Here is a 17,866-nt window from a genome sequence, read left to right as displayed (position 1 = left end):
CGTCGTGTGTTCAGAAAATGGTGTTAATAAAATAGCTAATGGAAACAATGGCTTGGAAAATATACTTAAGAACAGATCTTAGCTGTTTGGCTAGATTACCCCTAAATATGCTGTATTTAAAAACAGTAATATGCTACAAAAATATCTACATTAATCAGAAATAGATTTAACGAATTAAATCCCATTTCAATTCTAAATGTTGTAAGCAGTAGTCGTCATTACTTTAGAAATCGCCTGCATCATTTTTTGAACAGGCTCCGGCAAATTCATACCACCTAAATTTTTCGCCGCTTGCCCATGGGCAATTTCATCGATGCGCATTTGATGAACAATTGCGCGAGACCGTTGGTCCTCTTTTGGCAATTTTTCTAGATGACTTTCCAGATGATTCTCAACTTGTTTTTCTGTTTCAGCAACAAAACCTAGACTCCACTTATCACCCGCCAAGCCTGCTGCCAAGCCGATTGCAAAGGATCCGGCGTACCAAAGTGGATTGAGATAACTCGTGTGTGAACCAAGCTCTTGCAATCGAATTTCACACCATGCAAGATGATCCATTTCTTCTTGACCGGAGTGATCCAACATCTCTTGAATTTCTGGATTACGCGCGACTAACTTTTGTGATTGATAAAGCGCTTGCGCACAAACCTCACCAACATGATTGACTCGCATAAGACCTGCCGCATATTTTCGTTCAGCGGCATCTAGGCCAGAATGATTCGCAAACTCAGATCCCGGAGTAGGTCTTTGAGCATTAGCGCCCCCGACTACCGATCGAAGGGCGGTATCAAACTCCAGAATAAAACGATCTATCGGAGACATTGCAGGACACACTAAACCAGAACCTCTGCTTTACAGCTTTGCTTGGTCTTTAAACCCAACTCCGCCAAGAGTGCGCGGTCTTGTGCTGCCTCTGGATTACCGGTAGTGAGTAGTTGCTCACCATAGAAGATGGAGTTGGCACCAGCCAAGAAACACATGGCCTGAACAGCTCTCCCCAGCTCTTGGCGACCAGCTGATAAGCGCACGCGAGCCTTGGGCATGGTGATCCTAGCAACCGCGATGGTTCTGACAAACTCCAATGGATCCAAAGGTTTTTGCTCGGCTAATGGTGTACCTGAAACTGGCACCAAATGATTAATGGGCACAGACTCTGGATAAGGACTCAAATTGGCCAAACGCGCCAAGAATGCGGCCCGCTGCTCTCTGGACTCACCCATACCGACAATTCCACCGCAACAAACCGACATGCCTGCGGCGCGGACATTAGAAATCGTATCCAAGCGGTCTTGGTAACCTCGGGTGGAAATCACAGAGCGGTAAAAATCTTCACTGGTATCTAAATTATCGTTATAACAGTCTAAGCCGGCTTCCTGTAAAGCCTGGGCTTGATCAGCCTCCAGCATGCCTAAGGTCGCGCAAGTTTCCAGACCCAAAGCCTTAACGCCTTTGATCATGGCGGTGACTTTTTCAATATCGCGGTCTTTAGGTTCGCGCCAAGCAGCACCCATACAGAAACGATTCGAACCGGCTGCTTTAGCTGCGTTAGCAGCCTCTAAAACCTCTTCCAGGCCCATTAACTTCTCAGCCTTAACATCCGTGTCATAACGTGCCGATTGAGGACAATAACCGCAATCTTCGGGACAGCCACCCGTCTTAATGGATAGCAAGGTAGCCAATTCCACATCCCCTTCTGGGAAATATGCCTTATGGGTTTCTTGGGCCCTGAGCATTAACTCATTGAAAGGCAGCGCAAATAAAGCTTCAATCTGGGCTACCGACCACTCTCCAGCAGCTCCTGTCTCCGCATTTGCGCCCTAATGCAAATCAGCCTTCGATTTGAATTGGGTTAAGGGTTTTTCAACGGTTTGAGCATCCTGCATGGGTAAATTCCAGAAATTAGGTGGATTCAGGGCATAAACATAACAGATACAGGTCTGAAATTGGAAAAACTAGTGGTCAAATATCAAACATGAAGGTTATTTCTGATTTAAATCAAGCCCCCTCGTTGATCGCAGCCTCGCCGCTGTTTGGCATCCCTGCACTCAGATGAAGCACCATGAGTCTTTTCCGCTAGTTGCTATTACCAAAGGTAAAGTGGCTTGGTTATATGACGAAAACGGCAATGCCTTGTTGGACGCGATTAGCTCCTGGTGGACCAATTTCTTTGGTCACTCCAACCCACGCATCAATCACGCAATTACAGAACAACTAGAAAAAATTGAGCATGTCATGATCGCGGGATTTACTCATCCACCAGTAGTGGAGTTGTCTGAAAAATTCTCCGCATTAACCGATCATCATTTAGGGCATGTTTTCTATGCATCTGATGGCGTATCCGCTGTAGAGATTGCGCTAAAAATGAGTCATCACTATTGGCAACTCCATGGACAGCCACAAAAGAAAAAATTTTTCTGCTTAGAAAATGGCTACCACGGCGAAACACTTGGCGTCTTATCGGTAACTGACGTAGCAATCTTTCGGGAAGCTTATGGGTCACTCTTACAAGATGTATTCACGATTACCTCGCCAGACGCAGGCACAGCAAAAACCGGAGAGAATGCGGAAGATGTAGCAAAGTATGCCGCTAAAAAACTAGAAGAATTATTGGCAAGAGAACATCACAATATTTCTGCTGTGATTATGGAGCCCTTGGTGCAATGCGCTGGACAAATGGCCATGTACTCTCCCGAATACCTGCGTCTAGTAAGAGAGCTATGCAATCGCTATGAAGTACATCTGATAGCCGATGAAATCGCAGTTGGTTGCGGGCGGCGGTAAGTTCTTTGCCTGCGAATATGCGGGCATCCAGACTTCTTAACGCTATCAAAAGGCATCAGTGGCGGCTATCTACCGCTATCGCTTTGCCTTACCACTGATAACATTTATCAAGCCTTTTATGGCGATCAAACTCAGCAAGGGTTTTTACACTCTCATTCATATACTGGCAACCCACTTGCTTGCGCGGCAGCTTTAGCTTGTCTTGAAAGTTTCGAGACTGAACAGGTGCTAGAAAAAAAATATTGCGCGCTCAAAAGATTTAGCCAAGGCATTTGCTTTGGCGAAAACTGATGCTCGCATTGAGCACTGGCGACAACAAGGCATGATCTTGGCTTTCGACGTTAAAGATGACTGCCTGAAAGACTCCAAAACATTTGCGCGTACGATGTTTGCTAATAGTTTAGAAAAGAGAGTATTGATTAGACCTTGATTAGACCTATCGGTAATACGATTTATGTCATGCCCCCTATATTTTGTCGTCAGAAGAAACCGTACAGTTAGGTTCCGCTGTACAGCTCGCCCTTGAGAAGACCTTGGCATCATGAGCTCTGCAAACCCATTTAAGGCACTGCATTTAGCGCAAGAACAAATTGCGGATCTTGATGCGCAGTTACTGAAACGCAAACTCAAGGCCATTGAATCTCCCTGCGATACCAAAGCATTTCTTGAGGGGCGAGAGCTAAAAGCATTTTGCAGAAACGCCTATCTGGGATTAGCAAACTATCCCGATTTAGTCGCAGCACTGGCGTCAGGCGGCCAAAAGTATGGGGTTGGTAGCGGAGCTTCCCATCTGATTAGCGGTCACAGTGTGGCTCATGAGCTGCTTGAAAAAAAATTAACCGCTTTTCAAGAGCAACACATACCAAATGCGCGCATCCTGTTTTTTTAGTACGGGTTATCTCGCCAATATGACAGCCATTACAGCACTAGCAAGACTTGCGCCACAAAACTCCACGAGCATTTATTCTGCAAAACTCAATCACACATCTCTCATTGATGGCATGCGTTTAGCGGCCGCGCAAACTCAAGCAAGCGTTACCTTGTTCGATCACACACAAGTCAATTCTTTAAACGAATCACTTCAGATTGATAAAAATCCCCTAAAGAGCATCGTGACCGATGGCGTATTTAGCATGGATGGCGATCAAGCTCCTATTAAAGAATTATTAAATCTTTCGGAGAAATACGATGCATTTCTCTTGGTGGATGATGCGCATGGCTGCGGAGTTTTAGGTAAACATGGGCATGGCATTTTGTAGCAAGAAAATATCTGTTCCAATCGTATCGTGTATATCGGCACCCTTGGTAAGGCTGCCGGTGTCAGCGGCGCTTTTGTTTGTGCAGATCAAACCTTGATTGAATGGCTGATTCAAAAGGGTCGTCCTTTTATTTACAGCACAGCAACGCCACCAGCGATAGCCAATGCTCTTTGTAAAAGCTTAGAAATCATCGAGGGAGCCGAGGGAAGCAGTCGTCGCACTCAACTTAATCGACTCATTCGCATCTGACAAGATGAAATGCATTTTTCCCGATGGGAAAAAGTGCCTTCTTGCACCGCTATTCAGCCTGTTATTTTTTGTAGCAACGCTAATGCCTTGCTGGCAGCCAAATTACTAGATGAGGCTGGTTATTGGATCCCAGCCATGCGTCCGCCCACCGTACCCAATGGAAGTGCGAGATTACGCATCACTTGTTCTGCTAATCACCGTGAGTCAGATTTACGTCGGCTCATCACGACTTTACAAAAAATTGAGCAGACTGTCATTGAGGCTACTCATGAGTAAGGCTAATGGTTTCTTTATCACTGGCACCGACACCGAAGTTGGCAAAACTTTAGTGAGTGGCGCACTGATTTTGAAATTGCGCGAACAAGGAATTAAAACGATTGGTTTTAAGCCTGTAGTCGCAGGAACTTATCAAAATGCGCATGGCGAAACCCAGAATGAAGATCTAGAAACTTTGCGCATTGCCTCACACTTCAGCTCCAACGAAGTGAGTTTGTGCCCTTATGTACTTAATCAAGCAGCAGCCCTCCATCTTGTGGCACAGGCTCAAGAAGTTGGGCTTCAATTTGTGATGACGGAGGCTTTTCAAACTATTCAAACGTGCGCAGATTGCGTTGTGGCTAAAGGGGCGGGCGGTTTGCTCGTTCCCCTAAATGAAACGGAAGACTTGGGTGAATTCACAAAAGCAATTGATTTACCGATTATCCTGGTTGTAGGCATGAAATTAGGCTGCATCAATCACGCCCTTTTAACGCTCGAAGCAATCAAAACGCGTAATCTTCAAATTGCAGGATGGGTAGCCAATACTCTTTCAGAAGAAATGCCACGTCTTCAAGAAAATTTGCAGACTCTGAAACTCAGAATGGATATTCCTTTTCTAGGGCTTATTCCTACGCTTCCAAAAGCGCTTGCAAAAGCCATTAATAGCCCCTATTCCATTGAGGCACTTACTTTTGCTGCAAAGCACATTCAATTACCGCAGAAATAATCCACACTCATTTGAATTGGAGGGCATTTCAAAAGACTGTCGGATAAGATGAAGGAATGCATTTAATCCCAGAAATTACCGAATCAGCAGAAGCCATTCAAGAAATTCGCCGCAATATTCATGCGCACCCTGAGTTACGCTTCGAAGAAAATCGCACAGCCGACCTGGTAGCGGAAGCGCTTTCCAGCTGGGGAATTACGGTTTACCGCGGTATGGGAAAAACAGGGGTTGTTGGTCGCTTAGATGGCGACTTGGGGGCCAGGCAAGATGATTGGCCTGCGTGCCGATATGGATGCATTGCCACTGCAAGAACACAACAACTTCGCGCATGCTTCGAAAAATCCAGGAAAAATGCATGCTTGCGGCCATGATGGTCACACTGTCATGCTGCTCGGTGCCGCGCAGTATTGATCCAATCATCCCGACTTTAAAGGCACGGTGATTGTTATTTTCCAACCGGCAGAAGAATGTGGCGCTGGCGCTAACGAAATGATTAAAGCTGGACTCTTCAAAGAGTTTCCATGTGACGCGATATTTGGCTTACACAATTGGCCCGGTTTGACAGAATGTCATTTTGGCGTTAACCCTGGCCCAATGATAGCTTCAAGCAATATCTTTGAAATCACCCTCACAGGGAAAGGTGGGCAGCAGCCCTACCTCACAACAGCGCTGACCCCGTGTTTGCTGGCGCCCAAGTGGTACTTGCTTTACAAAGCATCATCACGCGCAATAAACGCCCAGTAGACGCCGCCGTTTTATCTATCACCCAATTTCATGCGGGTGAAACCAGTAACTACCACCCTTCATTAAGCACGCCAATGAAGTGGAATGCGCCACTGAGGTTATGAGCGAATTAGTTGGCAAGCAGAATGTCAATAGCACCATAGACCCAACGATGGGAGCAGAAGACTTTGCGTTTATGTTGCTGGAAAAACCAGGCTGCTACGTATTCCTGAGTAATGGCGATGGCGATCATCGCTCAGTAGGTCATGGCATTAGGCCATGCCATCTCCACAATCCCTCGTATGGCTTTAATGATTCTTTGATTCCAGTAGGCGCGAGCTATTGGGTCAAACTAGCTCAACGCTTGCTGGAAAAAAACTAAATTCTTTTAAATAGCCGTTTTTAAGAATTCGTAAATTTGGCTGGACGTTTTTCCATAAACGCAGCCATACCCTCTTTCTGATCATGCATACCAAATAAGCATAAAAGAGGCGGCGCTCAAAATGAATGCCTTCAGATAAAGTAGTTTCATACGCCGTATTGATGCTTTCCTTCACCATCATCGCGGTCAATAAAGGCATATCAGCAATCCCTTTTGCAATTGCTTTTACCTCTTTCAATAAATCCGCTTGAGGAAAGATTCTCGCAACCAAACCAGAGCGCTCAGCTTCAGCCGCATCCATCATCCGACCCGTCAAAGCTAAATCCATTGCCTTTGCTTTAGAAACTGCGCGCGGTAAACGTTGTGTACCGCCAGCACCAGAAATGATGCCAAGCTTTACTTCAGGTTGAGCAAACTTCGCATTGTCTGCCGCCATGATGGTGTCGCACATCATGGCCAACTCGCAACCACCGCCAAGAGCGTATCCAGAAACAGCAGCAATCACTGGCTTACGTACTTTTTTTAATTTCTTCCCAATTGCGGGTAATCAAGTCACCTCGATAGCCATCCTTTAGGCCATATTTCGCCATGGAAGCGATATCCGCGCCCGCAGCAAATGCTTTTTCACTACCAGTGTAATCATGCAGCCAATATTGTCATCCGCATCAAAAGCCAATAGCGCTGCGCCCAGCTCTTCCATTAGTTGATCGTTCAGCGCATTCAATACTTCAGGGCGATTCAAAGTAATGGTGGCAACCTTGCCATCGACTTCAGTCAAAATTGTTTTGTAGCTCATGACTCTCTTTGTAGCTCATGACTCTCTTTCGGTTAGATATTGAATTAACGTGGCAGCAACAACCACATCCTGCCATTTTGTTTCATGCGACCTGCCATCTCTCCAGCAGCATCCCCTGACCCCCAATAATAGTCGGCTCTAACGCCTCCCACAATCGCTTTGCCGGTATCCTGCGCCATCACCAGTTTCTGCAATGGTTGCGTACTTAAGGGCTTGGTCGTCGCCAAAAATACCGGAGCCCCTAGAGGTAAAGCTTGCAAATCTACTGCGATACTGCGCTCGCTAGTAAGCGGAACTCCTAAAGCCCCATTCGGCCCCAAATCTGCAGCCACATTACCAGGTAACTCTTTGAAGAAAACAAAGCGGGGATTGGCATTCAACATTTCATTCACGCGATCGGGATTGCGTTTGGCCCATTGCGAGATACCTTGCATCGTCGCTTCACTACGCGTAATTTCTTTTCGATCTAACAACCATTGGGCAAATGACTTAAATGGTTGATCATTTGTTCCCGAAAAACCAAGACGCAAAATACGCCCGTCATCAAGGCGAATTTTTCCAGAGCCTTGAATTTGCATAAATGCCGCAGCCACAGGGTGTTCCACCCAGGCAATTTCAGAGCCCTGCAAAATACCAGAACTCATCAAGTCAGCGCGGCTTGGGCCTGGATTGGGTTGCGATTTACGCCAAGCATTCGGATAGCCATAGAGCGGCACGTTATAAATACTGGTGCGGGTGAGTGAGCCATTCATTACTGGCTCGTAATAGCCAGTCATGAAGCCCATATCACTTCCAGAGCTAGTGCGAATTTCATACACTTGAAAGTTGCTCTCAAAATATTTACGAATAGATTGGGTGTCGGAGCCTGAAACATTACTCACTTGTGCGCACACCTGACGCCAATTAAGCTCACCACTTTTCTTACGCAAACCATCACAACTTTTCAACCACGCAGGCCAAGCCTGAGTTAAATCATCCTCTTGCCAGCCAGGCAACGCTTGCCAAGAGACGGCGCTAAAACTGGCAATCGAAGAACTGTAGCCTGATGGTGAGGCACCGGAGCCACTTGAGCGATATCCAGTGCCACGAGTAGGCGGTGTAGAGCATCCAATAATTAAACTAGCTAGCACGAATGCGAATACACTTAATGAAACAAATTTAAATTTAGAAATCATGATCGCCAATTTACTCGATGAATACCCAATGCTACTGTTTGCCTTCGAAGGCATTGTTGCCTTGGGACTTTTGTTGTTTATTGTTCTCTGGACAGGCAAAGGCAAAAAATAGCATTGTTACCGCCCTGCGTTAATGCAAAGTGCGCGGCATTACTAAAGCAAATTCTGGAATGGGAACTTGAAAGAATTTCGCATCTTCAGTGACACAGAAGTATTCCCCGCGCATAGTTCCAGCAGGGGTGGGCAGAGTAGCCAAACTGGTGTACTCAAAATGCTCTCCAGAACGTAGCAGCGGCTGCTGCCCCACAACCCCTAAACCCCGAACCCCTTGGACATCGTTGTCCCCGTCGGTGATGAACCAACGGCGGCCAATCAGCTGAATACTGGCCATCCCGGTATTGCGGATGGTGACGGTATACGCAAAGGCAAATTGGCGATTATCGGGGTCAGATTGCTCAGGAAGGTACTGGGCTTTGACCGTAATGCTCATTTCATGGGGATTCATGGTCCAATTCTGCTCCATCCTAAGGCCAACTGCAAGCTAGAATCTAGGGATGGAAAGCCAAAAATCATCCTCAAACAGTCAATTTGTGATCGCCCCATCGATTTTGTCCGCTGACTTTGCCTGTCTAGGCAAGGAAGTGCAGGACGTTTTAGTGGCGGGCGCCGACTGGATTCACTTTGATGTAATGGACAACCACTATGTACCCAATTTCACTATTGGCCCTTTAGTGTGTGAGGCCATTCGCCCTTATGCCCATAAAGATGGCAAACCGGCAGTAATTGATGTGCATCTCATGATAGAACCAGTTGATCGCATCGTTCCTGATTTTGCCAAAGCTGGCGCCAATTTAATTAGCTTTCATCCTGAGGCGAGTCCTCATGTCAATCGCACATTGAATTTAATTCGCGATCAAGGATGCCAAACAGGACTGGTATTCAATCCAGCAACTCCACTGGATCATCTGGATCGCACCTTGGAATTAATTGATCTCGTCTTACTCATGTCAGTGAATCCAGGGTTTGGCGGTCAATCATTTATCCCAAGCACCCTGAATAAGATCGCTCAAGTGCGTGCGCGCCTGGATCGCTATCACGCTGAGACCGGTAGATACGTTCGCCTTGAAGTGGATGGTGGAATCAAAGTCGACAATATTGCAGAAGTAGCCCAGGCCGGCGCCGATACTTTTGTTGCGGGCTCCGCCATTTACGGAAACGATAATTACAAGCAAGTGATTGACGCGATGCGCACTGAATTAGGAAAGCCAGGAAAATCCTAATGCAACCCGAAGAATTCAATACCATAGCTAAAGAGGGTTTCAATCGCATTCCCCTTGTAAAAGAGGTATTAGCAGATCTTGACACTCCGCTTTCGCTTTACGTCAAACTCAGTCAAGCCTTTGGAAAGAAAAATACCTACCTACTCGAGTCTGTATTGGGTGGTGAACGTTTTGGCCGCTTCTCCTTTATTGGCCTGCCTGCCAAGACGATCGTCAGAACCGTAGGCACACCCAGCTCACCCATCAACGAAGTCGTCACCGATGGAAACGTAGTTGAAAGTAACACCGACAATCCATTAGATTTTGTAGACGCTTATTTCAAACGCTTTAAAGTTGCTTTGCAACCAGATATGCCGCGTTTTTGTGGTGGTCTCGCCGGTTACTTTGGTTATGACACTGTTCGTTATATCGAATCCCGTTTAGAGAAACATCAACTACCCGATGAATTGGGCGTCCCAGATATTCAATTGATGTTAACTGAAGAGTTGGCGGTGCTTGATAACGTGGCTAGAAAAATTTACTTCATTGTTTACGCAGATCCTAGCGTTAGTGACAGCTTTGAAAAAGCGCAAGCACGCTTAAAAGAATTAATGACTTGCCTTGGTAATCCAGCGAATATGCCCGCATCTTTACCAAGCGTTAAAACAGATCTGATTCGCAAATTTAAAGCTGCCGATTTTGAAACCGCCGTTCTGAAAACCAAAGAATATATTTTGGCGGGTGATTGCATGCAGGTGGTGATTGGTCAACGTATTAGCAAACCGTTTACTGATTCTCCGCTGTCGCTCTACAGAGCCCTGCGCTCTCTCAATCCATCGCCATACATGTACTTCTATGACTTTGGCGATATGCAAATCGTGGGCTCATCCCCTGAAATTCTGGTGCGCCAGGAAAAACGCGCTGCTGAGAAAATTGTCACGATACGCCCGCTGGCGGGCACTCGCCCGCGTGGAGCGAACCCTGAGGAAGATGAGCGCCTGGCTAAAGAACTCTTAGCGGATCCCAAGGAAATCGCTGAACACGTCATGCTGATTGATTTAGCGCGCAATGATGTGGGTCGCATTGCTAAAACAGGATCAGTGAAAGTAACTGATTCAATGTCTATTGAAAAGTATTCCCACGTTCAACACATTGTCAGCTCAGTAGAAGGCGATCTTTTAGACAATATGAGCAATATGGACGTATTGCGAGCCACTTTCCCTGCGGGCACTTTATCTGGCGCTCCAAAAATTCGCGCGATGGAAATCATTGATGAGATGGAAATTGTGAAACGGGGTGTTTATGGTGGTGCGGTTGGCTACCTCTCCTTCTCTGGCGATATGGACGTGGCTATCGCTATTCGTACCGGCGTTATCCGTGATGGCATATTGCATTCACAATCTGGGGCTGGCGTGGTCGCCGACTCTGACCCGACTGCCGAATGGAAAGAAACTGAAGCTAAAGCACGCGCGGCACTTACTGCGGCAGATCTAGTACAAGGAGGACTTGATGCTCCTAATGATTGATAACTACGATTCATTTACTTACAACCTCGTTCAGTATTTTGCAGAACTGGGTGAAGAGGTAAAAGTATTGCGTAATGATGCAATTACCGTTGACGATATTGCCAAGCTCAACCCTGCGCGCATCTGCATCTCACCAGGACCATGCAGCCCAGCTGAGGCAGGCATCTCCGTTGAAACCATTCAACGCTATGCAGGCCAAGTTCCCATTCTGGGGGTTTGCCTGGGACACCAGGCGATTGGCGAAGCATTTGGCGGCAAAATCATTCGTGCTCAAAAGGTCATGCACGGCAAAACCGATAGCATCCATCACACGGGTGTTGGCGTATTTAAAAATTTACCCGATCCATTTAAAGTAACCCGCTATCACTCCCTAGCCATCGAGAAAAGCTCTTTGCCTGCAGCATTAGAAGTGACGGCAACCTCCTCCGACGGAGAAATTATGGGTGTGCGCCATAAAGAACTCGCTGTCGAAGGCGTGCAATTTCATCCTGAGTCCATTCTTTCCGAGCGTGGCCATGCTTTGCTCAAGAATTTCCTACTAAATAAGTAATTCACCTTAATTACAGCGCTATGCCAATCACTCCGCAAGAAGCCTTACAACGCTGCATTGAACATCGCGAACTCTTTCATGATGAAATGACAGATATGATGCGGCTCATCATGAGTGGTGAAATGCCGCCCGAGCTGGTTGCCGGATTATTGGTCGCCCTGCGCACCAAAAAAGAGACTGTTGGTGAAATCGCTGCGGCTGCACAAGTGATGCGTGAGTTTGCTACCGCGGTTCAAGTCGATGACCGCAGCCATTTAGTAGACGTAGTCGGAACCGGCGGCGATGGAGCGCACACCTTTAATATCTCTACCGCGGCAATGTTTGTCGCAGCAGCTGCGGGGGCAAAAATTGCCAAACACGGCAATCGCAGCGTCAGTAGCAAATCTGGCAGCGCTGATGTGCTGGAAGCGCTTGGCGTCAATCTAGCGCTATCCGCCGATCAAGTCGCCAAATGCATTTCAACGGTAGGCGCAGGATTTATGTTTGCCCCAAATCATAATCCCGCGATGAAAAACGTAGTGCCTATTCGCAAGCAACTGGGCGTACGGACCATCTTTAATATTTTAGGGCCGCTCACCAACCCCGCTGACGCCAAACGTATTTTGATGGGCGTCTTTCATCCCGACCTTGTAGGCATTCAGGCTCGCGTATTGCAGGCCATCGGCATGGAACATGCCCTAGTGGTTTATGGGCGTGATGGACTTGATGAGATTTCCCTAGAAGGACCTACCTTAGTTGGTGAATTCAAAGATGGCATTGTGCGCGAATATGAAATTCACCCAAAAGACTTTGGTTTAAGTGCAGCGCCCACCAATAGTTTTAAGGTAGCCAAGGCTGAAGAGTCTAAAAAAATTGTCCTAGATGTGATTGATGGCAACCCAAGCCCTGCAAGTGATATTGTTTGTCTTAATGCAGGCGCTACGCTCCATGTCGCCGGAGTAGCTAAAGATATTGCCGACGGTATTTCATTAGCAAAAGCAGCCATTGCTTCAGGCGCTGCTCGTCAAAAACTAGATGCATTTGTTGCAGCAACCCAGTCAAAGTAAATTACATCCATGAGCGATATTCTCGACAAAATTGTTGCCACCAAAAAGATTGAAGTTGCGCATTGCCTGCAGAAAATATCGCTTGCCAATCAGCGTGAGCAAGCGGATGCAAACAATAAGGATGTTCTTCTAAAGCCAAGAGGCTTTATCCAAGCCATTCAAAACAAGATTTCCACTGGCAAGGCAGGAGTCATTACCGAAATCAAGAAAGCAAGTCCAAGCAAAGGGATGTTGCGTGAGAACTTCATACCCGCAGAGATTGCTCGATCTTACGAACATCACGGCGCCGCCTGTTTATCCGTCCTAACGGATGTTGAATACTTTCAAGGCAGCAATGACTTTCTTCAGCAGGCTCGATCTGCCTGCAATATTCCAGTGCTACGCAAAGATTTCACCATAGACCCGTACCAAGTTTATGAAGCCCGTGCGATTGGAGCAGACGCAATCCTATTGATCGTAGCTTGTTTAGAGCTCAATCAAATGAAAGAGCTAGAGGCTTGCGCGCATGAGCTTGGTTTGGACGTCTTAGTCGAAGTTCATAACGCACCAGGATTAGAACAAGCGCTCGAACTAAAGACGCCATTGCTTGGAATCAATAATCGCAATCTCAAGACATTTGAAGTAACACTGCAAATCACCCTCTCGCTCCTATCAATGGTCCCAAAGGATAAGACTTTGGTAACTGAATCGGGAATACTCGGTCGGGCTGATGTTCAGTTGATGCGTGACAACCAGGTAAACGCCTTCTTGGTGGGTGAAGCCTTTATGCGCGCGGCCGATCCAGGCGTAGCCCTTAGTGAGCTGTTCTTCTAACTTTCCTCAAAAGATCTAAGCAGTATTTGATCAAAGAGATCAAAAGCAAGGAACCCAGCACATCCCCCGCAAACATCACCAGGAAATGATTGACGCTGCCGGCATCCTCTAGAGACATAGCAGAAAACCACCATTGATGTAGCCCAGCAGAAAGCAAGGAATAAATCAAAATACAAGCAATCAGTTTTGGGAAATGCAGATTACTTAAATCGGACTCAAGACGAAGATTGCTAAAGACAAAAAATCGAGCTAAATAAGGTGTAAATCCGGAAATCAACCCAACACCGATACAGGTAGTGAATTCATGCGGAAAGTCGCCGTAATAGCTAATCAAGCATGAAGCAAAGACAATTCCAAGAGCTCCCGGCAAACCGAAAATCGATGTCAGAAATAAGCGCAATCCAGCAGGAAGATAAATCCCACTAAAACCCAGACCAAAAACTAGACTGCTTGTTATCCAGCCATTGAAATAAAACAGAAAAGCATACGCCACCGCACTGATAGCACACTCAATAAGCCATTCTGTAGACATTGCGAATAATTGAGACATTACTATCAGTATGGATTAATTGTTTTAATTGATATGGGTCAATTGCTAAAATCGTGCCTAGGGAATACAGTTATATTAACCCTGTAGCTAGCACTCAACAAACGTCAGAGATATATCCACTGTAAAAACTGCGTCTTACATCAAGTTTCTGAACCTGATTGATGCCATAGATCGCATCAACCCGGGGAAGAAGCTAGACTCCATAGAAGAAAGTTTGCTCGATAAGATTGTTGTGTGTGCCCATGCAAAACAAGCTATTTTGGTTGGTGACATTATTTCTATCGCCGGCTTAGGATCACAAGCCACCTTACATGGTCGCTTAAAAAATCTCAGCGCGATGGGCTACATCAAAATGGCAGCTAATGGAGGTGGCCGCAAAAAAGAGGTGCTTCCTACCAAGATGGCTGTAAAACGCTATGAAGAAATGTCTAAGCGCCTAGAAAAGGCCGCCAAAGCCATTTAAAAAAACAATTGCCTTCAAGCGCATAAGCAAAAAGCCCTGTTCAGGGCTTTTTTATTTGCTTCAGACGGAATTCTTAGACGTTGAACAAGAAGTTCAGCACATCCCCGTCTTTAACAACGTACTCTTTACCTTCAGCGCGCATCTTGCCCGCTTCTTTGGCACCCGATTCACCCTTAAACTGAACAAAGTCATCATAAGCAATTGTCTGCGCGCGAATAAAGCCACGCTCAAAGTCAGTATGAATTACACCAGCGGCTTGAGGAGCTGTATCACCTTGATGAATGGTCCACGCACGCACCTCTTTAACACCGGCAGTGAAATAAGTTTGCAGGCCGAGCAATGCATACCCTGCACGAATCACGCGATCTAAACCGGGCTCTTCCATACCAAAGTCGGCTAGGAACTCGCTCTTATCGGCCTCATCCAAGGCGGCGATTTCCGCCTCAATCGCAGCACATACGGCCACAACCGGAGCATTTTCTTTTGCGGCATGCTGCTTCACCGCCTCGAGATGCGGATTGCTTGAGAAGCCATCTTCCTTCACATTCGCAACATACGTCGCCGGTTTAGCGGTAATCAAACACAAAGGCTTAATCAATAATTTTTCATCGTCACTTAAATCTAGGCTACGCACTGGCTGCGCAGAATCCAAATGCGCTTGCACCTTAGTCAGAACTGCGACCAGAGCAGCAGCCTCTTTGTCATTGCCAGACTTTGCAGCCTTGCTTGAGCGCTTTAAGGTTTTTTCAACCGTTGCCAAATCAGATAACGCCAATTCGGTATCGATCACGCCGATATCAGCAATAGGATCGATTTTTCCCGCGACGTGAATCACGTTTGGATCCTCAAAACACCGCACCACATGGGTAATGGCGTCCGTTTCACGAATATTGGCCAAGAACTGATTGCCAAGACCTTCACCTTTAGAGGCGCCAGCCACCAAGCCAGCGATATCGACAAATTCGACGGCTGCTGGCAGGATACGCTCCGGCTTGACGATCTCAGCCAAGGCGGCTAGACGGGGATCAGGAACCTCAACTACGCCTACATTGGGCTCAATCGTGCAGAAAGGATAGTTTTCCGCTGCGATCCCAGCCTTGGTAAGCGCATTAAAGAGGGTAGATTTGCCGACGTTAGGCAGGCCGACGATGCCACATTTCAAAGACATAGCGTTATTGTAAAGGGGCTGGTTTCGATATCATCGAGTTATGTCAGAAGTTCACGCAAATCACTTGCCCAAATCTACAGGCCATACCGCCCAAATGCGCACAGCAGACGTTGTGGTGGTTGGCGGAGGCATTACTGGTAAGGCTTGCGCCCTAGGTCTAGCCCAACTTGGTCTGCAAACCGTAGAAATCGCCCCCGATTTAGGCCAAAACATCCCCAGCCCACAGGGCAGTCAATGGGGTCAACGAATTTACGCTTTTTCCCCAAGCACCCAAAAATTACTAGCCCATTTACAAATTTGGGACGCTCTTGATCACAGCCGCCTACAACCGGTCCGGGATATGCGGATTTATGGTGATCGTGGTGAAAAAAATGATCAACTCCACCTTTCCGCATTTGAGGCGGGAACGCCACAACTTGCTTGGATAGGAGAATCGAATTTAATTGAGCACACGATTGACCAAGCCTCTCGCTTTCAAAATAAATTAGAGTGCATTAGCGATGTCGTAGAAAAGATCAATGTAGATGCCGAAGGAAGCACACTGCATTTAAAGAATGGCGACAGTATTCGGGCACAACTAGTCATCGCTGCTGATGGCGCAAACTCACCCATTCGCAATGCGCTTGGTATTCGTGCCAGCAAAGAAAGCTATTCACAAAGCGCAGTCGTCGCCAATTGGCTTTGCACCTACCCGCATTTAGAAACTGCATTCCAGTGGTTCTTGCCAGGCGGTGATATTGTCGCCATGCTGCCATTGCCAGGAAAACAAGTCTCCATGGTTTGGTCTACATCCCCTGAGCGTGCAGCGGATTTATTAAAGCTCGACCAAACGCAATGGCTCGACCAATTCTCATCCATTGCTAACGGTACGGTTGCAAAACAATTGGGTGAGCTGACTCTCAACTCAACACCGGCTGCCTTCCCATTGTGCAAAATTCAGGCCAAACGATTTATAGGTCCAGATACCCATCCAAAGGCGGCTCTCATTGGCGACGCAGCCCATGTCATGCACCCGCTGGCTGGCCAAGGGCTTAATTTAGGGCTACGCGATGTTGCAGTCTTACTGAATATTTTTGGCAAACGAGAATCCTTCCGCTCACCAAGCGATCTCGTCTTACTGCGTCGCTATGAACGACAACGGCAGGGTGACACTAGCGCGCTTTTATGGGTCACCGATAAACTCAAGAAATTATTTTCCGCGAGCAGCAACACTGAACGACAACTTCGTAACTGGGGATTAGGCCTCGTGAATAGAAGCCACTTTATTAAACAGCGCTTAATTGAACGCGCTTTAGGAGAAATTGATTTTGAATAAATTTTTATCCACGATGGCTTTTATTGGTGCCGCACTGCTTTGCGTCAAACCAGCTCACGCCCAACCAGAGCAACAAATAAAAACTGAAATCCAAAAAAAGCTAGGCTCCAATGCCAAAGTAAAAAGTGTTTCTCCAGCACCGGTTTCTGGCCTATATGAAGTATTAGTCGGTAACGATATTTTTTATACCGATGCTTCTGGAAAATACCTCATTCAAGGTGAAATTATTGAACTCACGAGCGGTAAAAATATTACCGAACAAAGGCAAGCAGACTTAAACCGCCTCAAATGGAGCGACTTAAGCCCTGCCAATCCGATTAAAAATGTCCGTGGCAATGGCAGCCGTCAATTAGCCGTGTTCTCAGACCCCAATTGCGGTTACTGCAAGCGCCTAGAAAAATCCCTGCAGCAATTAGACAATGTCACCATCTATACATACCTAATTCCGATTCTGTCTCCAGATTCCGCGCAAAAATCAAAGCAAATTTGGTGCTCATCTGATCAATACAAAGCGTATATTGACTGGATGATTAATGGAATTGCACCGAGCGGCAAAGGTGAATGCAGCACACCCCTCGCTAAAAATATGGCTTTCGCCAAAACCCATGGCATTACAGGTACACCAACTTTATTTTTTACTGACGGTAGTCGCTTCCCTGGCGCGGTACAAATCACTGATATCGAAAAGAAATTCAGCTCACTGAAATAATCATCATGAACTCTGCCGCCTTACCTGTAATTCAATATACGGTCTGGCCGGTCGACCTTCATGGTCATCACTTTCGCGTCAAACTGCATATTGCCAACCCCGACCCTTAGGGTCGGG

The 17,866-nt window shown here is 46.7% G+C and carries 16 protein-coding genes and 6 pseudogenes; 14 read left to right on the top strand and 8 right to left on the bottom strand.

Going from position 1 to position 17,866, the window contains the following annotated elements; all coding sequences use genetic code 11:
• Positions 1-192: 192 nt before the first annotated feature.
• Both coq7 and bioB read right to left on the bottom strand, forming a co-directional pair.
• Complete coding sequence (coq7, locus tag DXE35_RS00615; RefSeq protein ID WP_114689191.1) at positions 193-822, bottom strand: 2-polyprenyl-3-methyl-6-methoxy-1,4-benzoquinone monooxygenase; 630 nt, start codon at positions 820-822, stop codon at positions 193-195.
• Positions 823-833: 11 nt separating this feature from the next.
• Positions 834-1,793 (bottom strand): annotated as a pseudogene (gene bioB, locus DXE35_RS00610) (biotin synthase BioB); the annotation flags it as partial.
• Between the two features lie 256 nt (positions 1,794-2,049).
• Between bioB and DXE35_RS00605 the strand changes: the two are divergent.
• From DXE35_RS00605 to DXE35_RS00590, 6 genes and pseudogenes are all read left to right on the top strand, one after another.
• Positions 2,050-3,072 (top strand): annotated as a pseudogene (locus tag DXE35_RS00605) (aminotransferase class III-fold pyridoxal phosphate-dependent enzyme).
• On the top strand, positions 3,059-3,211 hold the full coding sequence (locus DXE35_RS09935) for a hypothetical protein (protein WP_162784917.1): 153 nt from the start codon (positions 3,059-3,061) through the stop codon (positions 3,209-3,211). Before DXE35_RS00605 ends, DXE35_RS09935 begins: the two are co-directional and overlap by 14 nt.
• A 111-nt stretch (positions 3,212-3,322) precedes the next feature.
• Positions 3,323-3,670, top strand: a complete 348-nt coding sequence (locus DXE35_RS11100) for a hypothetical protein (RefSeq protein ID WP_331851913.1) — start codon at positions 3,323-3,325, stop codon at positions 3,668-3,670.
• Positions 3,648-4,565, top strand: a pseudogene (locus DXE35_RS00600) (aminotransferase class I/II-fold pyridoxal phosphate-dependent enzyme). Before DXE35_RS11100 ends, DXE35_RS00600 begins: the two are co-directional and overlap by 23 nt.
• On the top strand, positions 4,558-5,274 hold the full coding sequence (gene bioD, locus DXE35_RS00595; protein WP_114689190.1) for a dethiobiotin synthase: 717 nt from the start codon (positions 4,558-4,560) through the stop codon (positions 5,272-5,274). Before DXE35_RS00600 ends, bioD begins: the two are co-directional and overlap by 8 nt.
• A 56-nt stretch (positions 5,275-5,330) precedes the next feature.
• A pseudogene (locus DXE35_RS00590) lies at positions 5,331-6,379 on the top strand (amidohydrolase).
• Between the two features lie 20 nt (positions 6,380-6,399).
• Here the strand turns inward: DXE35_RS00590 and DXE35_RS11475 are convergent.
• From DXE35_RS11475 to apaG, 4 genes and pseudogenes are all read right to left on the bottom strand, one after another.
• Positions 6,400-6,560 (bottom strand): annotated as a pseudogene (locus tag DXE35_RS11475) (enoyl-CoA hydratase-related protein); the annotation flags it as partial.
• Positions 6,534-7,175: pseudogene (locus tag DXE35_RS00585) on the bottom strand (enoyl-CoA hydratase-related protein); the annotation flags it as partial. The pseudogenes DXE35_RS00585 and DXE35_RS11475, both read right to left, overlap by 27 nt.
• Before the next feature lie 44 nt (positions 7,176-7,219).
• Complete coding sequence (gene mltA, locus DXE35_RS00580; protein WP_114689189.1) at positions 7,220-8,350, bottom strand: murein transglycosylase A; 1,131 nt, start codon at positions 8,348-8,350, stop codon at positions 7,220-7,222.
• A 130-nt stretch (positions 8,351-8,480) separates the two neighbouring features.
• Positions 8,481-8,855 (bottom strand): Co2+/Mg2+ efflux protein ApaG, encoded by a 375-nt coding sequence (gene apaG, locus DXE35_RS00575; RefSeq protein WP_114690324.1) that lies wholly within the window; start codon positions 8,853-8,855, stop codon positions 8,481-8,483.
• Between the two features lie 49 nt (positions 8,856-8,904).
• Between apaG and rpe the strand changes: the two genes are divergently transcribed.
• From rpe to trpC, 5 genes are read left to right on the top strand one after another with little or no spacing between them, the layout of a single operon-like run.
• Positions 8,905-9,630 (top strand): ribulose-phosphate 3-epimerase, encoded by a 726-nt coding sequence (rpe, locus tag DXE35_RS00570; RefSeq protein ID WP_114689188.1) that lies wholly within the window; start codon positions 8,905-8,907, stop codon positions 9,628-9,630.
• Positions 9,630-11,135, top strand: a complete 1,506-nt coding sequence (gene trpE, locus DXE35_RS00565; protein WP_114689187.1) for an anthranilate synthase component I — start codon at positions 9,630-9,632, stop codon at positions 11,133-11,135. Before rpe ends, trpE begins: the two co-directional genes overlap by 1 nt.
• Positions 11,119-11,685 (top strand): anthranilate synthase component II, encoded by a 567-nt coding sequence (locus DXE35_RS00560; RefSeq protein ID WP_114689186.1) that lies wholly within the window; start codon positions 11,119-11,121, stop codon positions 11,683-11,685. The genes trpE and DXE35_RS00560 overlap by 17 nt, the downstream gene beginning before the upstream one ends.
• Positions 11,686-11,705: 20 nt before the next feature.
• Positions 11,706-12,731 (top strand): anthranilate phosphoribosyltransferase, encoded by a 1,026-nt coding sequence (gene trpD, locus DXE35_RS00555; RefSeq protein ID WP_114689185.1) that lies wholly within the window; start codon positions 11,706-11,708, stop codon positions 12,729-12,731.
• A gap of 9 nt (positions 12,732-12,740) precedes the next feature.
• Entirely contained in the window at positions 12,741-13,544 is an 804-nt protein-coding gene (gene trpC / locus DXE35_RS00550) for an indole-3-glycerol phosphate synthase TrpC (protein WP_114689184.1), read from the top strand.
• Here the strand turns inward: trpC and DXE35_RS00545 are convergent.
• Positions 13,525-14,094, bottom strand: coding sequence for a hypothetical protein (locus tag DXE35_RS00545; RefSeq protein ID WP_114689183.1), 570 nt, complete (start codon positions 14,092-14,094; stop codon positions 13,525-13,527). The genes trpC and DXE35_RS00545 overlap by 20 nt on opposite strands.
• Before the next feature lie 214 nt (positions 14,095-14,308).
• On the opposite strand from DXE35_RS00545, the gene DXE35_RS00540 reads away from it, so the two are divergent.
• Positions 14,309-14,557, top strand: a complete 249-nt coding sequence (locus DXE35_RS00540) for a hypothetical protein (RefSeq protein ID WP_231969893.1) — start codon at positions 14,309-14,311, stop codon at positions 14,555-14,557.
• 73 nt (positions 14,558-14,630) lie between these two features.
• Here the strand turns inward: DXE35_RS00540 and ychF are convergent, their stop codons facing one another.
• A complete protein-coding gene (gene ychF / locus DXE35_RS00535; RefSeq protein WP_114689181.1) occupies positions 14,631-15,725 on the bottom strand; it encodes a redox-regulated ATPase YchF in 1,095 nt (364 codons plus the stop codon).
• A gap of 40 nt (positions 15,726-15,765) precedes the next feature.
• Here ychF and DXE35_RS00530 point away from each other — a divergent pair, with 40 nt between their 5' ends.
• Together DXE35_RS00530 and DXE35_RS00525 are read left to right on the top strand one after the other, a co-directional pair.
• The gene (locus DXE35_RS00530; RefSeq protein WP_114689180.1) at positions 15,766-17,040 is read left to right on the top strand and encodes an FAD-dependent monooxygenase; all 1,275 of its coding nucleotides are present in this window, start codon (positions 15,766-15,768) and stop codon (positions 17,038-17,040) included.
• Positions 17,033-17,749 carry a DsbC family protein gene (locus DXE35_RS00525; RefSeq protein ID WP_197713911.1) on the top strand — a complete coding sequence of 239 codons (717 nt, stop codon included), beginning with the start codon at positions 17,033-17,035 and terminating at the stop codon, positions 17,747-17,749. The genes DXE35_RS00530 and DXE35_RS00525 overlap by 8 nt, the downstream gene beginning before the upstream one ends.
• Positions 17,750-17,866 lie beyond the last annotated feature (117 nt).

Source organism: Polynucleobacter necessarius, assembly GCF_900095215.1.
Lineage (GTDB): Bacteria > Pseudomonadota > Gammaproteobacteria > Burkholderiales > Burkholderiaceae > Polynucleobacter > Polynucleobacter necessarius_H.
The sequence above is the reverse complement of the archived record's forward strand: the minus strand, read 5'-3'. Positions and strand labels throughout refer to the sequence as shown.